We start from the raw sequence: 16,739 nt of genomic DNA, 5'->3' as shown, positions 1-16,739 counted from the left end.
GTCCGAGAGAATGGAGGGATGCCCCCCTCTCAACGCCCCTCAGTTCTCGTCTTCGCCACCGGCGGCACGATCGGGATGCACGATTCTGGTCGAGGTCTCGTTCCAGACCCCGACTTCCCGGAGGCCCTCGAAACGCTCGTCGCCGGTATCTGCGCCAGGAGCGGAGTGGACTTTCGCATCAACCATCTCACTCCGCCCATCGACAGCGCGAACGCAGATGCCGAAACGGCACCCCGAATCGCCCGCGCCGTCCGAGCGCGGATCAACACGCACCGACCTCGCGGCGTAGTGATCACGCACGGCACCGACACGCTTGCCTACACCGGCGCGCGCCTCGCGTTTGAACTCGCGCACCTGGGCGCACCGGTCGTGATCACGGGCAGTCAACTGCCACACGGAGCCCCGGGCAGCGATGCCCCCGCCAATCTCGCGCTCGCCATCTCGGCTGCGGTACGCGCGGCTTCGACCGCACCGGCATCGGTGGCCTTTGGTGGTTCGCTCGTTCCCGCGGTACGCGCCACAAAGTATCAAACGGACGCGCGCGAAGCCTTTCGCGCGGAGCGCCCGCTGGGGCCGGGTGCCACCGGCATTCCACGCCTCGATTTCGGGGAAGACCACTCCCCCACAGAATCGGCACGCGTGGTGAGTTTTCGCTTCGTGCCCGGGGTGACCGCTGACGACCTGCGCGCGGCGGCGAGCGCACGACCCGACGGCCTCGTGCTCGAGTGTTATGGCAGCGGCAACGCCCCGATGTCGCGCCCGGGCATGACGGAGGCGTTGCGTGATGTCTCGGCGCGGCTTCCTGTGGTCGCCATCACCCAGTGCGCCACCGGGGGTATCGACCTCGAACGCTACGCGGTCGGCCGCCAGATGGCCGCGACCGGCGTGATCGATGGCGGTGACATGACGCTCGAATCCGCGCTGGCCAAACTCGCCTTCGCAGTGGATCGCGGTGCCTCCGGCACCGCATTGCGCGCCCTCATGGAAGCGAATCTCGTCGGCGAGCGGAGCGCCTAAGTCAGCAATCCTCGGGCAAGATCCGGATGGTCGACGAAGATTCCGTCAACTCCGGTCGCGATCACCTGCGCCCATTCGGTGCGCCAGTCCCCGGCTGCGCCCTTGCCGCCCGCCCGGGTGTGCGCCGCGTTGAGGTACGCATTCTCGGGCCGCAGGGTCCAGGTGTACACGATGAGACCGCGCTCGTGGGCGCGCTGTACCAGATCGGTCGCACCGGTCTTCCGGCCACGGCCATCGAACGCCAACAGATCAGCCTTCCCCACACTGATCCCGTGCACCCGCCCCACGAGCAAATCAAGGCCCTCGTCGCTGCGATACCAGGGCCAGCTGCGCGCGCCGGTTCCGAGCGCCACCTCATCAGCCGGGGTGCCGATGGACTCAGTGAGAAACACCAGTTGCGCTTTCACCCCGGCCGTCCGCAACCGGTCGAGCACGCCGAGCTCAAAACTCTCAATGATGAGCTGGTCTTCTCGGTCGGCCCACCCGGCCGCTTCAAGCTCGGCGATGAGAAGCTCACCGAGGTCGTGACCGATGCCGAGGAAATAGTGGGCGTGCTTGATCTCCACCACCGCCGCGACCTTGGTGCCCCGCGACCGCCCCTCGTCGTCGATCAGTTCGAGCACCTGAGAGAGCCTCAGAACGGGCTCGATCCCATCGAATCGTGTGTTCTCGGAACGCAGCCGGGGCAAACGTTCCCTGCACCGCAGCGTCTGCAGCTCGGCCCAAGTGAAATCTTCGGTGAACCAACCGGTGAGTCGCACCCCGTCCACCGTCTTGGTGGTGCGACGTTCTGCGAATTCGGGTCGGGAGGCCACATCAGTGGTGCCCGAGATTTCGTTCTCGTGACGCACGACGAGCACGCCATCCCGGCTCGCCACGATGTCGGGTTCCACCGCATCGACCCCCTGTGCGAACGCGAGCCGATAGGCCGAGGGGCTGTGCTCGGGTCGGTACCCCGATGCTCCCCGGTGACCGATGATGAGCGGCCTGCGGGCCGCGTCTCGGGCTGCGGGGCGTACTGCGTCGTGAGGCATAAGGGAACTGTAGCGCCCCGGCGACTTGCCCAGCACGTTTGGAGCACGCCAGACAGGCAGCACGCCCACAGCGAACGAGCACTGTGCCACGGCAGAATCACAGCCCGCAGAAAAGGGTGCCCAGATAGAGTTGGGTTATCCAGTCCGCCCCGCAAAGGAGCCCGACGAATGAGTAACCCCGCACTATCCAACAACCCGGCGCTGAATGGCAAGACCCTCACTGCCGATGAGTTGCGCCGCATTTACGACCAGCCAGCCGCCTCCCTGCAGCGGCCGGGCGTAGATCAGCCGGCAAGCCCCCCTGTCGCCGGCGGCTCACAGCTGCCCCCCGTTGTGGGCAGCGACAAGCCGATGACCTACGAGAACACGATCTCGAAGACAGTCATGCTCTTCATCGTGGTACTCGCCACCGCGGCGGTCGGATGGTTCGTCCCGATCCTCATGATCCCCGGCGCGCTCGTGGGGCTCGTGCTGGGTCTCGTCAACGCGTTCAAGAAAGAGCCGAATGTTGCCCTCATCGTGGGCTATGCCGCGGCGCAGGGCCTGTTCCTGGGCGGCATCTCCGGCATCTTCGAAGCGCAGTGGGCGGGCATCGTCACGCAGGCCATCATCGGCACCTTCTCGGTCTTCGGTGTCACTCTCCTGCTCTTCCGCAGCGGCAAGGTGCGCACCAGCCCGAAGATGACCAAGATCTTCCTGGTCGCCATGGTTGGCTACCTCGTCTTCTCTCTCATCAACGTAGGCATGATGATGTTCGGCGCTACCGACGACCCGTGGGGCATGCGCGGCGCAACCGTCTTCGGCATTCCGCTCGGCCTGCTGATCGGCGGCCTGGCAGTGCTTCTCGCCGCGTACTCCCTCGTGATGGACTTCGAGCTGATCCAGAACGGCGTGCGCAACCGCGTACCCGAACGTTACGGCTGGTCGGCCGCGTTTGGCCTGACCGTCACCTTGATCTGGCTGTACCTCGAGATCCTGCGCATCCTCGCGATCCTGCGCGGCGACTAATCTCGCTGGCGGATCAACGCATGAGGGGGTGGGTGCCATTGGCACCCACCCCCTCATGCGTTTCACGCCAAGTCACGACCCAACCGAGGCCGAGACGGCCTCGGAGTAGGCTACGAGAGGCCAGAAATGGCCTCTCGTTTCACGCCAAGTCACGACTCAACCGAAGCCGAGACGGCCTCGGAGTAGGCTACGAGAGGCCAGAAATGGCCTCTCGTTTCACGCCAAGTCACGACTCAACCGAGGCCGAGACGGCCTCGGAGTAGGCTACGAGAGGCCAGAAATGGCCTCTCGTTTCACGCCTACTCCCATTCAATTGTGCCGGGTGGCTTCGACGTCACGTCGAGCACCACGCGGTTGACCTCCGGCACCTGATTCGTAATGCGGTTCGAGATGCGCGCGAGCACGTCGTAGGGCACGCGCGTCCAGTCGGCGGTCATCGCGTCCTCCGACGACACCGGGCGCAGCACCACGGGATGCCCGTACGTGCGGCCGTCGCCCTGCACGCCCACCGAACGCACATCGGCGAGCAGCACGACCGGGCACTGCCAAATCTCACCGTCGAGGCCGGCCGCCGTGAGCTCCTCACGAGCGATCGCATCGGCCGCCCGCAAAATATCCAGGCGCTCCTCCGTGACCTCGCCGATGATCCGAATACCGAGGCCTGGTCCGGGGAACGGCTGGCGCGAAACGATCTCCTCGGGCAACCCGAGCTCGCGTCCAATCGCCCGCACCTCGTCCTTGAACAGATCGCGCAGCGGCTCGACCAGTTCGAAGTTCATGTCCTCGGGAAGTCCCCCCACATTGTGGTGGCTCTTAATATTCGCGGTGCCCGATCCTCCGCCCGACTCGACCACGTCGGGGTACAGCGTTCCCTGTACCAGGAAACGGATCGGCTCGCCATCACCTTCAGCGGCCTCCGCGATGAGCTCAGCCTCGGCCTGCTCAAAGGTGCGGATGAACTCGCGGCCAATGATCTTTCGCTTCGTCTCGGGGTCGGTCACTCCCGCAAGCGCAGACATGAACTGGGCCCGCGCGTCAACGGTCACCAGACGCACGCCAGTGGAGGCGACGAAGTCCTCCTCTACCTGGCGTCGTTCGTCTTGGCGCAGCAAGCCGTGATCCACAAAGACACACACGAGCTGCTCGCCGACTGCCTTCTGTACCAGTGCCGCAGCCACCGCGGAGTCAACGCCGCCCGAGAGCCCACAAATCACCTTGCCGCTGCCCACCTGGGCGCGGATGCGATCCACCTGCTCGGCGATGACGTTTCCGGCGTTCCAGTCGGCGGGAATGCCAGCGACCTCGTGGAGGAAGTTTTCGAGCACGCGCTGACCAAAATCGCTGTGCCGCACCTCGGGGTGCCACTGCACGCCGTACATCTTGCGCTCGGCGGAACCGAACGCGGCGACGGGGGTCACCGACGTCGCGGCCAACACATCGAAACCCTCAGGCGCCTGTTGCACGGCATCGCCGTGGCTCATCCACACGTTCTGCTCGGCGGGCTGCCCCGAAAGGATCGCGCCACCGCCACCGTGCACCGTCGCGGTCGTGGCCCCGTATTCGCGGTCGCCCGTATTCCCAACCTCGCCGCCCAGTGCGCGTGCCATTACCTGGAACCCGTAGCAAATACCAAACACGGGAATGCCCAGCTCGAAGATGCTCGCGTCAAACTGCGGGGCACCCGCTTCGTAGACCGACGAGGGCCCGCCAGACAGCACCACTGCGAGTGGCCGCTTCGCCTCAACTTCTGCCGCCGAAATGGTGTGCGGCACCAGCTCGGAGAACACGCCAGCCTCACGCACGCGACGCGCGATCAGCTGCGCGTACTGAGCGCCAAAGTCAACAACGAGAACCGGCTGGTGCGAGGTTTGGGTATTTTCGGTCATGGGCGGCCTTCCGAGGAATGGGCGGCTTCGGCCGCGGGGGTGTCCAGTGAAATCTGGGGGTGTGACGGATCGCCGTGGGAGTCGAGGAATGCGTTGACCTGACGGGCCACGCGCACCTCAAGAAAGAAAGACATGAGCGGAATGACGCCTCCGAGCGCGAGCACCAGGAACTTCGTGAAGGTCCAGCGCATCGGGCTCCACAGCATGAAGTTCGAGATCAGGTACACGACATAGAACCAGCCGTGCGCGATCAGAATCGCTTTGAAGAGGTCGAACCCGGCTGGCTGATAATCGCTCTCCACACCCTCGGGCGCAAGCGGCTCGAACGAGGCAAAGCCGTCTGGTGTAAACAGAAACAGTTGCACCTGGAACGCATACTTCATGACCATCACTGCGCACAGCAGTAACAGCATTGTGCCGGTGATCACAGACGTGACCTTGTAGACCTTGAGCGCCCGACGAATCCGCGGGTAGTCGGCTGGCTTGGGCTGCAGAACCATGGGGTCCATTCTATTCGAGTGCGAGATCGTGGATCGGCGGTTGCACTAGGGCGAACCCTGTTCGGCCGGTGACCCGCTCGGGGCGTCCGTTCCGCGGATCCCGGCTTCGTGGGCATCCGGCCCGGCTGCGGCAAGCAGTCGAAGCTCGTGCTCCTTCTCCCATGCGTCGCGGGCGAGTCGGTACCAGAAGAAGATCGCGAAGCCCGCGAACACGACCCATTCAACGGCGTAGAAGAGGTTGAGCCAGTTGATCTTTTCCACGGGAAGCGGCGGAACCGAATCGATCGCGACGAGACCGAGCTTCGTCATCGTCGAGCTGTCGATCGGGCTCTCACCCTCCCCTGGATGCATGACGAGGAATCCCGCGTAGGCGGACCCATCGAAGGGTTGCCAAAGATTGACAAGTTGCGCCGGGGCCATACTCGTGATGCTCATTGGGTCTTCGTCAGATCTCGGTAGCATCGCACCGTCGGGAGGCATATACCGCCCTTCAACCCCAAGGCTCAATCCCGACACGGCGCTGCGGACTTCGAGCGCGTCGATCGCTCGCGCGGCATCAGCATCGGTTCGCGCCCACCCAATCGCAACGGCAAGGTGCCCCTCATCAGAAGCGAGGTGACCGCTCACCCATACACCTAGCTCGTCGCCGTGCATTCGCTGCTCAATGATCTGAAAATCGCCGGGCACGAATTCGCCTGAGGTGGTCACGACCATGCCCGCGGCGGTGTCGGCTACCGAGGTGCCGGCATCGGTCACCTCGGATATGGGGCGCGCAATCTCGCTGCTCGCTGCGTCATCGTTCTCCGCTTGTACGGCAAAACTCAACTGCCACTGACCGAGCCAGGCGAACGCGCCCGCGACGACGAGCGCCAACAGGAGCGCGCCGATCCACTGTGGTCTGCGCATCACCTGCCCGAGTGTGGGCTTCCCCGCGTACTGGGGGCGCCGGGAGGCGGGCAGTGTGGTGCTGATGGTGCAGCGCTCCTTGAATGGGACTGGTGCGGATTCCGCGCGCCACAAGTGTGGCGCGGCACCCCCAAATTGTAGCCCGCGAGGCTGAACCGAATCTGGTGGTGGCCTCAGTCAGGTGGACGGAGGGCTCAGGCGGACGGCTCTGGAGCGCCGAGGCGCACGCGATCCGCCGCCACGTCAGTGAGTTGTTGCTGGCTCGCGAGTTCGGCTTCAACCCGGGCTCGATAACGCTCAATTTCGGTCTCGGTGCGAGCCCTCGACCAGCCCAGCACCCCCGCCATGAGCGAGGCGGCAACCGGAGCCGCTGAGACCCCGCGATCCCAAGCCTCAATGGAAATGCGGGTGCGCCGGGCGAGCACGTCGTCAAGGTGCAGGGCACCCTCGTGACTCGCCGCGTACACCACCTCCGCCCCGATGTAGTCGTCGGCACCGGGCAGCGGGTCCGCCAACTCGGGTCGCTCCCGGATCAGATCAAGCAGTTCACCGGTGAGTGAGCCGTACCGGCGCAACAGGTGCTCGATTCGCGTGGGGTGCACGTCGAAGGCACGAGCGACGCGGCTGCGGCGGTTCCAGGCCGCTTTGTAGCCCTCCGCGCCCAGAAGCGGCACGTCATGCGTGATTGATTCCGGCACGCGACCATCGAGCGCATCGGCTGCAGCATCGATGGCATCCTTCGCCATCACGCGATAGGTCGTCCACTTCCCTCCAGCGACCATCACCAGACCAGGCACCGGCTGCGCCACGAGGTGCTCGCGCGAGAGCTTCGAGGTTTCATCGCTCTCACCGGCGAGGAGCGGGCGCAGCCCCGCAAACACACCCTCGACATCGTCGCGGGTCAGTGGAGTCTTCAGCACTCGGTTGACCTGCTCGAGCAGGTAGTCGATATCGGCCGCAGTCGCCGCGGGGTGGGCCTTGTCGAGCTCCCAATCAGTGTCGGTGGTGCCGATGAGCCAGTGTCGACCCCACGGGATCACGAACAGCACGCTCTTCGCCGTGCGCAACAGCAAACCATATTTCGAGCGGAAGCGATCGCGCGGCACGACCAGATGGATCCCCTTTGACGACCGCACCGAAAACGTGGCGCGCTCCCCCACGAGTTTCTGCAGATCGCTCGTCCACACACCCGTGGCATTGACCACTTGCTTGGCGTGAATCTCGAACGTCTCATCGGTCATGAGGTCGCGCGCGGTGACACCAACCACGCGCTCGCCAACCTTCAGGAATCCCTCGACACGAACCCTGCTCGCGATGTGCGCACCGTACGAGGCCGCCGTGCGCGCGAGCATCGCGACGTATCGGGCATCGTCGACCTGCGCGTCACTGTAACTCAGCCCCCCGCGAAACGCGCCCCTCCGCAGGCCCGGCGCATCGCGCTGCAACCCCTTGCGCGAGACGTGGCGATGCCACGGTACCCCCGGCGCTCGCCCACCTGAACGCGCGAACAGGTCGTACAGCATCATTCCGGCACCCACGTAGACGCGCTCGATGACGGGGGTCGTGACCGGGTACAGGAAGCGCACGGGACGCACGAGGTGCGGCGCGATCCGTTGCAGCAGTAGGCCGCGTTCAATGAGAGCCTCGCGCACCAGCGAAAAGTTCATCTGCTCGAGATAGCGGATCCCGCCGTGTACAAGCTTCGAGGACCGGCTGGAGGTACCGAATCCCCAGTCGCGCGACTCGACCATTCCCGTGGAGAGCCCGCGCGTCACCGCGTCGAGCGCAGCCCCTGTACCGGTGATGCCTCCACCGATGACGAGCACATCGAGCTCGTGTTCGGGGTCACGAAGCGTGGCGAGCGCTGCGTCGCGCTCAGCAGGCCCGAGCCGATCGGTACTTCGTGAGTCCTGCTGCGCCATGATGCCTACCGCTCTGCGTACACAATGCCGACGCGCTGAAATTCCTTCAACTCGGAATAGCCCGTGGTGGCCATCGCCCGTCGCAGCGCACCCATCAGGTTCGCCGTGCCATCTGCGACATGCGCGGGCCCCGCGATGACTTCGGAGAGCGGCGCAACCCCGCCCACGCGCATCCGCTTACCGCGCGGAAGATCTTCGTGGTGGGCCTCTTGGCCCCAGTGCCAACCCTGCCCGGGGGCGTCGGTCGCACGCGCAAGCGTCGCACCGAGCATCACCGCATCAGAGCCACACGCGACCGCTTTGATGAGGTCACCAGAGGTGCCCAGCCCACCGTCAGCGATCACGTGCACGTATCGTCCGCCCGACTCGTCAAGATAGTCGGATCGTGCGCCCGCAACGTCAGCAATCGCCGATGCCATCGGTGCGCGAATGCCCAGCGTGGCCCGCGTGGTCGATGATGCGCCACCACCGAAACCGACGAGCACACCGGCCGCGCCCGTGCGCATCAGATGCAGTGCCGATTGGTAAGTCGCCGCACCGCCCACGATCACGGGAACGTCGAGTTCGTAAATGAACTGCTTGAGATTCAGCGGCTCGCGCCCGTCGACCGACACGTGCTCGGCAGACACGGTGTTGCCGCGGATCACAAAGAGATCGACGCCTGCCTTAATTACCGTGTCGTGAAACTCTGCGGTGCGGTGCGGGGACAGTGCACCCGCGACCGTGACCCCAGCGGCGCGAATCTCGCCCAGACGGTCACGAATCAGCTCGGGGCGGATCGGCGCAGCGTACATCTCCCGCATGCGCTTGACCGTCTCGGCATCATCGCCCAGCGTCGCCAGTTCGTCAAGCAGTGGTTGCGGATCCTCGTACCGCGTCCACAACCCTTCGAGGTTCAGCACGCCAAGCCCGCCGAGGTGCCCCAGCGCGATGGCGGTCTGGGGCGACATGACGGAATCCATCGGCGCACCCAGCACCGGGATCTCGAACTGGAACGCATCGATCGACCACTGGGTCGAGACCACCTCGGGGTCGCGCGTCCGGCGCGTCGGCACAATGCCGATCTCGTCGAAGGTGTACACGCGTCGCGCGCGCTTTCCGCGGCCGATTTCGATCTCGTTACTCACCACACCAGCCTACCGGCTCGGTGTGACATCGAGGTGAACTCACTACCGCTTGTAGTTCGGTGCCTCAACGACCATTTGCACATCGTGCGGGTGGCTTTCCTTCAGGCCCGCTGCGGTGATGCGTACGAACTGGCCGCGCTCCTTGAGCTCATCGATCGTTCGCGCCCCGACGTAGAACATCGACTGGCGCAGGCCACCGATGAGCTGATGCGCAACGGCGCCGGCTGGGCCACGGTAGGGCACCTGACCCTCGATGCCCTCGGGGATGAGCTTCTCATCGCTCGGCACGTCGGCCTGGAAATAGCGATCCTTCGAGTAGGAGGTGCGCTCGCCTCGCGTCTGCAGCGCTCCGAGCGAACCCATTCCACGGTAGCTCTTGTACTGCTTTCCGCCCACAAAGACCAGGTCACCGGGGCTCTCATCGGTACCGGCGAAGAGCGAACCGAGCATGACCGATGACGCACCCGCAACGAGGGCCTTCGCGATATCGCCCGAATACTGCAGGCCGCCGTCAGCAATCACGGGCACACCCGCTGGCGTCGCCGCCTTTGCCGCCTCATACACGGCGGTGACCTGCGGAACCCCGACCCCGGCGATCACCCGAGTTGTGCAAATTGAACCGGGCCCCACCCCCACCTTCACTGCGTCGGCACCCGCCTCAACGATGGCGCGCGCGCCAGCATATGTCGCAACGTTTCCGCCAATGACATCGATCGCCGCGAAGGCCGGGTCGGCCTTGAGCTTTGAGATGATGTCGAGCACGCCCCGACTGTCGCCGTTCGCGGTATCCACGACAAGCACATCGACTCCGGCTTCAAGCAGCTCACCTGCGCGCTTCCACGCATCGCCGAAGAAGCCGATACCGGCACCCACGCGGAGCCGCCCGGCATCGTCCTTCGTGGCATTGGGGTATTGCTCTTCCTTATCGAAATCCTTGACCGTCATGAGGCCGGTGAGCTTACCGCTTGCATCCACGAGCGGCAGCTTCTCTATCTTGTGCTTGTTAAAGATCTCCGCCGCCGCAGCGCGCGAAATGCCCACGGGTGCCGTGACGAGTGGCATGCGAGTCATGACCTCGCCGACGCGCAGCGTCGCACGCTCCGCCGGATCGATGAAACGCATGTCGCGATTGGTGATGATGCCCACGAGCGTGCCCTGTTTGTCGATCACCGGAAGTCCGGATACTCGGTACTCACCACACACCGCGTCAACCTCAGCGACGGTCGCATCGACATGGGTGGTGACCGGGTTCGTGATCATCCCGGCTTCGCTGCGCTTCACCCGATCAACCATTTCGGCCTGATCTTGAATCGAAAGATTGCGGTGCAGAATACCAATGCCACCGTTTCGTGCCATCGCCACGGCCATCCGCGTCTCGGTCACCGTGTCCATGGCAGCTGAGACGAGGGGCATGCCAAGCCGAATGCGACGAGTTAGCTGCGTTGAAGTATCCGCCTCGCTGGGAATCACGTCGGTGTGCGCTGGAAGCAGCAGCACATCATCGTAGGTGAGCCCGGTGAAGGCGAACGGATCACGCTGTTCCATGAAGACCTCTTCTGCAGATCGGTGCGGTGGGAGCGAACGACGCCGTCCTGTGGCCGGGGTGTGGCCGTGTCACCAGTGTAATCGCAGCGACCCGCTGGTTGTTCCCGGGATGGCTACGCTGCAGGATGAGTGGTAATTGGAGCTGTGGTTGCGGGAGGCTCGATACTGACCCGCGACTGGGCTCGCATGCGCCTACTCGCCAAGACCATATCGGTCACGAGGATCACGAGCGCGATCCACACCGCGACAAAACCAATCCAGCGCGTCAGTGGCATTTCTTCGTGAAAAATGAAATACCCACTGAGAAAACCCAGGATTGGTGTCAAGAACTGAATGAACCCCAGGTGCGTCAACGGGAGTCGACGATTCGCCGCTCCAAAGAGGAGCAGCGGAATCGCGGTTGCAACCCCACTCAGCAACAGGGGAATTGTCACTGCTGAACCGTGAGTAAAAGCGGTGAGCGACCCGCCCAGGAGGAAGAGCACGAGAAGCTGTGCCAAGGCAACTGGCAGCGCAATGATGGTCTCGACGGTGAGGCCAGAGAGCGGGTCAATTTCCTCACTGACCTGCTTGCGCACCGCGCCGTAGAGGGCGAACGTCAACGCTATTCCGAGCGCAAGCCAGGGGAAAGTTCCGTAGGCAATTGCGCCGATCATCACCCCGATGCCGGCGATGCTGACTGCCACCCACTGGGCCGACCGCAGCTTCTCTCGCCGCACGAGCACACCAATCAGCACCGTCATGAGCGGGTTGATGAAGTACCCGAGCGAGGCTTCCAGTATCTGCCCTGTGACGATCGCGATCACGAAGATCTGCCAGTTGGCGTACAGCAGGATCGACGAAACCACGAACCATGTCAGTTGTTTCGGGGACTTAAGAATGCGTGCAACGGGGCCGAACGACCGCATGACCGCGATCGCGATGCCACAAAAGGCAACCGCAGTCAGCACGCGCCAGGGCACGATCTCGAGGGGGTTGATCGGGCTCAACAAGCTGAAGAGGAGGGGGAACGCACCCCACCACAGGTACGCGGCGACCCCGTAGAAGTAGCCCGAACGATTCGTCACCACGCCAGCCTAGTACCAGAGCACAGCCCGATCGCTCCGGGAAAAAAGAAGGGCCGGTGCACTGCACCGGCCCTTCTCGTGACGCGCGAAACTAGCGCACAACCACCGCGAGGATGTCGCGAGCGGAGAGCACGAGGAACTCGTCGCCCCCGTACTTCACCTCGGTGCCACCGAACTTCGAGTAGAGCACGATATCGCCCACGGAGACGTCGAGCGGCACGCGGTTGCCCTTGTCATCAATGCGACCGGGGCCCACAGCCACGACCTCGCCCTCCTGGGGCTTCTCCTTGGCGCTGTCGGGAATGACCAGACCTGAAGCGGTCGTCTGCTCTGCTTCGACCTGCTTGATAACAATGCGATCTTCGAGCGGCTTGATGGAGACCGACACGGGTGACCTCTTTCTTGAAGCGGGAAAACTGGACCTGCGCCCAAGGTCGGGCGCCCTGTTGGAATTCTATGGTCTCCGCTAGCACTCTCGCAAGGTGAGTGCCAGCATTGCGGGCTCGTATCGCCGCGGGCGAACACAGACGTAGCGTTTCCTTCCCACCCACTCCGCTCAGTAGACCCCTGAAAGTTCCGATGCCTCACCCCTGAAATTCGCCCAATATTTGGCTCCCCTATGGGATAATCATGACTGACTGACCGGGGCAACAGAGCCCGTCAGCTGATTCGAGGAGTCCCACATGACGACCCCCTATGACCCCAACCAGCAGCCTGTGCCCCCGCAGCAGCCCGCCGCCCCACAGTACGCGGCACCGCAGCAGTACGCGGCACCCCAACAACCCGCACCTCGCCCCACCAACACGATGGCGATCATCGCACTGATCGCGTCGATCATTGTGAGTTTGGTTGGCGTCATTCTGGGTCACATCGCACTGAATCAGATCAAGAAGACCGGTGAGGGCGGGCGCGGTCTCGCGATCGCCGCACTCATCATCGGCTACATCGGTGTTGCCGCCTGGGTAATCGGCATTTTCATTTGGATCGCGGTCATCGCGTCGATTGGCATGAGCGGCGTCAGCTACTAGTCGAATCACTGGCCACACAACCAAAGAGAGAAGTCATGTCAACACCCACCCCGCCCGGAACGGAACAGCCCACCACGGTGCTGCCCGACACCGACCCGTTTCAGAGCAACGAGCCCTCCCCCGTGATGGCTTCGGAGCAGCAGGCCAGTTACCAGCCCGAACCGGTGCTTCCAGCTCGACCCACCACGCTGGCGCACATGAACGCATTCGCGCTCATCGCCATCGTGCTGGCCTTCGTGCAGCCAATCGCTGGCATTGTCTTTGGCCACATGGGGATGAGCCAGATCAAGCGCAACGGTGATACCGGACGAGGTGTGGCGCTCACCGCGCTCATCGTCGGCTATGTGATGGTTGCAGGTGTGATTCTCGCGGTCGTTTCCTACTTTGCGTTCATCATCATCATGATCGCAACCATGGGCGCCGCCTTCTCCGAATTCGATCCTTCCGAATTCGATAACTCGTTCTAAACGGATGACAGCATTCGCAAGCGGGCCCCGGGGGAACACCCCGGGGCCCGCTTCACGTGAGGCACCACCGGGGTGGTCGACACTCTTCACCTCCCTCGGCCTCGAGCGCCTCGCCGAGGTAGAACGTGCGCTTGAGAGCGGATCGGGTGCCTTTGAGTTGGGAGCGCGGCTACGCTCTCAGGGAGTACCCCCAGACGAATCTGCCGCCCTACTCAGCCAAGCCGATCTGCGCCGGAAGGCCACCCTGAAATTCGGCGAGCACGCCAGGCGCTACCTCTACACTCCCGCGGGACTTGAGCAGGCGACACGCGCCGTCGTGGCAAATACCCACGCACAGCGCTTCGCGACTGCGGGCTGTCGCGTTGTTGCTGACCTCGGCTGCGGCATTGGCGCGGAATCACTCGCACTCGTGGCCGCAGGAGTCCAGGTGCGGCCCGTGGAAATCGACCCTTTCACTGCCCGGGTTGCCGAACACAACCTCGCCATCGCATCCGACGCTCACGCAACACTGCCCCCTCGGGTTTACGTAACCGATGCGCAAATGGTGAGCCTCACCAGTGTCGATGGTGTCTTCCTGGATCCCGCCCGCCGCACCGCGGGGCACCGCGACACCCGCAGGCTCTCCTCCCCCGACGATTATTCCCCCTCGCTTGACTTCGCGTTCGGCCTTTCCGACCGTTTCCCTACCGGCGTGAAGCTAGGCCCGGGATTCGATCGAGAACTCATTCCGCCGTCCGCGGAAGCGCAGTGGGTCTCGGTTGACGGCCAAGTGGTCGAGACCGGGCTGTGGTTCGGGGCTGTCGCTCGCCCGGGAGTGGGCCGCGCTGCGCTCGTGGTGCGCGGCGACCGGCAGCACGAGCTCACAGCGGCAGCCGATTTCCCCGATGCCGAGACGCGTGAACTCGGAGCGTTTCTGTACGAGCCAGACGGTGCGGTGATTCGGGCGCGACTGATCGGCTTGCTCGCCCAGCAACTCGGAGCGGGCATGGTCAGTGAGGGGATCGCCTATCTCACGGCCGACTCGCTGCGGGCCACCCCATTCGCGCAGGCATTTCGCGTGCTCGAAGAGCTGCCCGGCCAGGAGAAACACCTCCGCCGAGCCCTCTCCGAACGCGGCATCGGTGCTCTCGAAATCAAGAAGCGTGGGGCCGACGTTGACCCGGCAGCCCTGCGCACTCGACTCAAGCTCCGCGGGCCAAATCGAGCCACGTTGATCCTGACTCGGACACAGGGCCGCCACGTCACGCTGCTCGCGGAACGCTGCGATCTCGCCTAAACAGCCGATGGGTCAGGCTCAGCGCGTTCCACTGCGACCGGGTCTCCAACGAGTCGAACACTGACCTGGTCATCCACGGAGAAGCTCTCGCTGGCCGGGTGCTGCACCGTCACCAGCTCTCCAGTCGATAGTCGAACGACGGTTCGTCGCTGGGCACCGAGAAAACCGCTCGAGACCACGACCGCGGCGGTGCCGTGCCCCAGGCGTGCCTGCCGATCCCCCGCGTCTTCGCCCGCAGGTACCCTCGTTAATAACAACTGCTCGGGTCGCACAAATGCGTGTACAGCGGATCCCTCGCGCAGACCGGAGTGAGCGATGACCGGGAGTTGAGTGCCAAGCATCCGCACACCGTCGCCAGCGAGCGTCCCCTGCATGCGGTTGGATTCTCCGATAAAGCGAGCGACGAACGGAGTTGCCGGGCGCCGATAGAGTTCTTCCGGTGCACCGAGCTGTTCGATCACTCCGTCTTTCATGACAGCGACCCGATCGGCGACAGCGAGCGCCTCCTCCTGATCGTGGGTCACGAATATCGTGGTGATACCCAGCTCGGTTTGAATCGCCTTGATCTCATCTCTGAGACGCACCCGCACCTTGGCATCGAGCGCGGAGAGCGGCTCGTCGAGGAGCAGGGCATGAGGCCTGGTAACGAGCGCGCGGGCGAGCGCAACTCGCTGCTGCTGACCGCCAGAGAGCGTGTGCGCATATCGACCACCGAGGTGCGCAAGCCCCACAAGTTCGAGGGACTCCTGCACCCTGGCTCCGCGCTCCTGCGCGGCGACCTTGCGCATGCGCAAACCAAACTCGACGTTCTGCCTGACGGTCATGTGCGGGAAAAGCGAATATGCCTGGAACACCACACCCATGTCGCGTTTGTTGGCCGGAACTCGGGCGATGTCGGCGCCGTCGATGGCAATCCCGCCGCTCGTGACCGCCTCGAGCCCGGCGAGGCAGCGCAGCATCGTCGTCTTCCCGCAACCCGAGGGGCCGAGCAACGCGACGAACTCGCCCTGCTGCACGTCGAGATCGATTCGATTGAGGACAGTATTCGAACCGTAGGCCTTGGTCACCCCGGCAAAAGTGATCCGGGTACCCTTCAGCATGGGCGCTGCAGCTGTGTCAGCCATTCGTGCCAACCTCCTGGGGTCGAATTCTTCGCCTGCCGCGCGCTGAGTTCAGCGACGCAAACGCGAATAGCAGCGCGAAAACGATGATGAGCGACAGCAGCGAGGTGATAACCGCCGCATACGGGTCGCTCTTGGATACCTCGACGAGCGCCACCTGCATGGTGACGCGGTTGAGGAGGGAAGATACGGTGAATTCGCCCAACACCACGGCCGCCGTGATCAGGGTTGCGCTCGTGAGCCCCGAGCGCAGTCCCGGGGCGATGATGTGTGTGAGCACGGTCAGCCAGCTCGCCCCCAAGGTGCGGGCAGCCTCAGCGAGGGTCTGCGCATTCATGCTCTGCAGATCGGAGGCGATAGCGCGGTAGGCGAAAGGCAAGACCAGCACGCCGTAGGCCAGACTGAGCGTCCACACACCGCTGCCTACCACCTGCGCGATGGCCCGGTAGAGGGGCGCAAATCCGACGACAAGCACGATGGCCGGAATCGCGATTGGCAGCACGGTAAGCAGTTCGAACGCCCGCGCGAGCTTCGGAAACTGCAGGTGCACGAGAACGATAGTGGGCAGAAAAAGCAGCCACACGATCGCGATGGTAATCAACGCGAGAATGAGCGAATTGGTGATGCCCGTCACGAGGTTGCGGTAAGCGCGTTCATTCTCCGGGTTGAAGAGCGCCACCCAATGGTCAACCCCAATGCCACCACCCTGTAGCCGGAAAGTGAACCACAGCATCGACACGATCGGAACGAGAAACACCCCGCAGATCAGCAGGAGAATCGTGCGTCGCAGCCACGGCGCAGGCAGTCCGCTTACTGATCTTGCCACGCGGGAGGT

The 16,739-nt window shown here is 64.0% G+C and carries 16 protein-coding genes; 5 read left to right on the top strand and 11 right to left on the bottom strand.

The features are described from left to right. The first annotated feature begins 18 nt into the window (after positions 1-18). Positions 19-1,017: an asparaginase gene (locus ACTNFK_RS04675; protein ID WP_433645909.1), complete on the top strand. Its 999-nt coding sequence runs from the start codon at positions 19-21 to the stop codon at positions 1,015-1,017. On the opposite strand, the gene ACTNFK_RS04670 is transcribed toward ACTNFK_RS04675, so the two are convergent. Beyond that, entirely contained in the window at positions 1,014-2,051 is a 1,038-nt protein-coding gene (locus ACTNFK_RS04670; protein WP_435936253.1) for a glycerophosphodiester phosphodiesterase family protein, read from the bottom strand. The two genes, ACTNFK_RS04675 and ACTNFK_RS04670, sit on opposite strands and share 4 nt — an antisense overlap. A gap of 168 nt (positions 2,052-2,219) precedes the next feature. Between ACTNFK_RS04670 and ACTNFK_RS04665 the strand changes: the two genes are divergently transcribed. Continuing rightward, complete coding sequence (locus tag ACTNFK_RS04665) at positions 2,220-3,059, top strand: Bax inhibitor-1/YccA family protein (RefSeq protein ID WP_435936252.1); 840 nt, start codon at positions 2,220-2,222, stop codon at positions 3,057-3,059. A 299-nt stretch (positions 3,060-3,358) separates the two neighbouring features. Here ACTNFK_RS04665 and guaA read toward each other — a convergent pair whose 3' ends face one another. From guaA to groES, 8 genes are all read right to left on the bottom strand, one after another. After that, positions 3,359-4,945 (bottom strand): glutamine-hydrolyzing GMP synthase, encoded by a 1,587-nt coding sequence (gene guaA / locus ACTNFK_RS04660; RefSeq protein WP_435936251.1) that lies wholly within the window; start codon positions 4,943-4,945, stop codon positions 3,359-3,361. Beyond that, the gene (locus ACTNFK_RS04655) at positions 4,942-5,445 is read right to left on the bottom strand and encodes a DUF3817 domain-containing protein (protein ID WP_435936250.1); all 504 of its coding nucleotides are present in this window, start codon (positions 5,443-5,445) and stop codon (positions 4,942-4,944) included. The genes guaA and ACTNFK_RS04655 overlap by 4 nt, the downstream gene beginning before the upstream one ends. A gap of 45 nt (positions 5,446-5,490) precedes the next feature. Further along, positions 5,491-6,351: an SURF1 family cytochrome oxidase biogenesis protein gene (locus ACTNFK_RS04650; RefSeq protein ID WP_435936271.1), complete on the bottom strand. Its 861-nt coding sequence runs from the start codon at positions 6,349-6,351 to the stop codon at positions 5,491-5,493. 194 nt (positions 6,352-6,545) lie between these two features. Then, a complete protein-coding gene (locus tag ACTNFK_RS04645; RefSeq protein ID WP_433645914.1) occupies positions 6,546-8,273 on the bottom strand; it encodes a glycerol-3-phosphate dehydrogenase/oxidase in 1,728 nt (575 codons plus the stop codon). A gap of 5 nt (positions 8,274-8,278) precedes the next feature. Further along, the gene (locus ACTNFK_RS04640) at positions 8,279-9,400 is read right to left on the bottom strand and encodes a GuaB3 family IMP dehydrogenase-related protein (RefSeq protein ID WP_433645915.1); all 1,122 of its coding nucleotides are present in this window, start codon (positions 9,398-9,400) and stop codon (positions 8,279-8,281) included. A gap of 42 nt (positions 9,401-9,442) precedes the next feature. After that, positions 9,443-10,945, bottom strand: coding sequence for an IMP dehydrogenase (gene guaB, locus ACTNFK_RS04635; RefSeq protein ID WP_433645916.1), 1,503 nt, complete (start codon positions 10,943-10,945; stop codon positions 9,443-9,445). 113 nt (positions 10,946-11,058) lie between these two features. After that, a complete protein-coding gene (gene rarD / locus ACTNFK_RS04630) occupies positions 11,059-12,012 on the bottom strand; it encodes an EamA family transporter RarD (RefSeq protein ID WP_435936249.1) in 954 nt (317 codons plus the stop codon). 91 nt (positions 12,013-12,103) lie between these two features. Beyond that, the gene (gene groES / locus ACTNFK_RS04625) at positions 12,104-12,400 is read right to left on the bottom strand and encodes a co-chaperone GroES (RefSeq protein ID WP_433645918.1); all 297 of its coding nucleotides are present in this window, start codon (positions 12,398-12,400) and stop codon (positions 12,104-12,106) included. A 295-nt stretch (positions 12,401-12,695) separates the two neighbouring features. On the opposite strand from groES, the gene ACTNFK_RS04620 reads away from it, so the two are divergent. Genes ACTNFK_RS04620 through ACTNFK_RS04610 form a run of 3 tightly spaced genes read left to right on the top strand, consistent with a single transcriptional unit; the run spans position 12,696 to position 14,783 of the window. After that, on the top strand, positions 12,696-13,040 hold the full coding sequence (locus ACTNFK_RS04620) for a DUF4190 domain-containing protein (RefSeq protein WP_433645919.1): 345 nt from the start codon (positions 12,696-12,698) through the stop codon (positions 13,038-13,040). Positions 13,041-13,075: 35 nt separating this feature from the next. Beyond that, complete coding sequence (locus ACTNFK_RS04615) at positions 13,076-13,507, top strand: DUF4190 domain-containing protein (protein WP_435936248.1); 432 nt, start codon at positions 13,076-13,078, stop codon at positions 13,505-13,507. 4 nt (positions 13,508-13,511) lie between these two features. Next, complete coding sequence (locus ACTNFK_RS04610) at positions 13,512-14,783, top strand: THUMP-like domain-containing protein (protein ID WP_435936247.1); 1,272 nt, start codon at positions 13,512-13,514, stop codon at positions 14,781-14,783. Here ACTNFK_RS04610 and ACTNFK_RS04605 read toward each other — a convergent pair. Together ACTNFK_RS04605 and ACTNFK_RS04600 are read right to left on the bottom strand one after the other, a co-directional pair. After that, entirely contained in the window at positions 14,780-15,907 is a 1,128-nt protein-coding gene (locus tag ACTNFK_RS04605; RefSeq protein WP_435936246.1) for an ABC transporter ATP-binding protein, read from the bottom strand. The genes ACTNFK_RS04610 and ACTNFK_RS04605 overlap by 4 nt on opposite strands. Beyond that, complete coding sequence (locus ACTNFK_RS04600; RefSeq protein ID WP_435936245.1) at positions 15,900-16,730, bottom strand: ABC transporter permease; 831 nt, start codon at positions 16,728-16,730, stop codon at positions 15,900-15,902. The genes ACTNFK_RS04605 and ACTNFK_RS04600 overlap by 8 nt, the downstream gene beginning before the upstream one ends. Between the last annotated feature and the right edge of the window lie 9 nt (positions 16,731-16,739).

It is taken from the genome of Leucobacter fengyongliangi (assembly GCF_052386045.1).
This window is presented reverse-complemented; position numbering and strand designations above follow the sequence as displayed.

Excerpts from the sequence above, each read along its gene's own strand:
- ACTNFK_RS04650 (WP_435936271.1), bottom strand. The coding sequence starts at position 6,351 with ATGCGCAGACCACAGTGGATCGGCGCGCTCCTGTTGGCGCTCGTCGTC.
- ACTNFK_RS04665 (WP_435936252.1), top strand. The coding sequence starts at position 2,220 with ATGAGTAACCCCGCACTATCCAACAACCCGGCGCTGAATGGCAAGACC.
- ACTNFK_RS04655 (WP_435936250.1), bottom strand. The coding sequence starts at position 5,445 with ATGGTTCTGCAGCCCAAGCCAGCCGACTACCCGCGGATTCGTCGGGCG.
- ACTNFK_RS04670 (WP_435936253.1), bottom strand. The coding sequence starts at position 2,051 with ATGCCTCACGACGCAGTACGCCCCGCAGCCCGAGACGCGGCCCGCAGG.
- ACTNFK_RS04610 (WP_435936247.1), top strand. The coding sequence starts at position 13,512 with ATGACAGCATTCGCAAGCGGGCCCCGGGGGAACACCCCGGGGCCCGCT.
- guaB (WP_433645916.1), bottom strand. The coding sequence starts at position 10,945 with ATGGAACAGCGTGATCCGTTCGCCTTCACCGGGCTCACCTACGATGAT.
- ACTNFK_RS04605 (WP_435936246.1), bottom strand. The coding sequence starts at position 15,907 with ATGGCTGACACAGCTGCAGCGCCCATGCTGAAGGGTACCCGGATCACT.
- ACTNFK_RS04675 (WP_433645909.1), top strand. The coding sequence starts at position 19 with ATGCCCCCCTCTCAACGCCCCTCAGTTCTCGTCTTCGCCACCGGCGGC.
- ACTNFK_RS04620 (WP_433645919.1), top strand. The coding sequence starts at position 12,696 with ATGACGACCCCCTATGACCCCAACCAGCAGCCTGTGCCCCCGCAGCAG.
- guaA (WP_435936251.1), bottom strand. The coding sequence starts at position 4,945 with ATGACCGAAAATACCCAAACCTCGCACCAGCCGGTTCTCGTTGTTGAC.
- ACTNFK_RS04645 (WP_433645914.1), bottom strand. The coding sequence starts at position 8,273 with ATGGCGCAGCAGGACTCACGAAGTACCGATCGGCTCGGGCCTGCTGAG.
- ACTNFK_RS04615 (WP_435936248.1), top strand. The coding sequence starts at position 13,076 with ATGTCAACACCCACCCCGCCCGGAACGGAACAGCCCACCACGGTGCTG.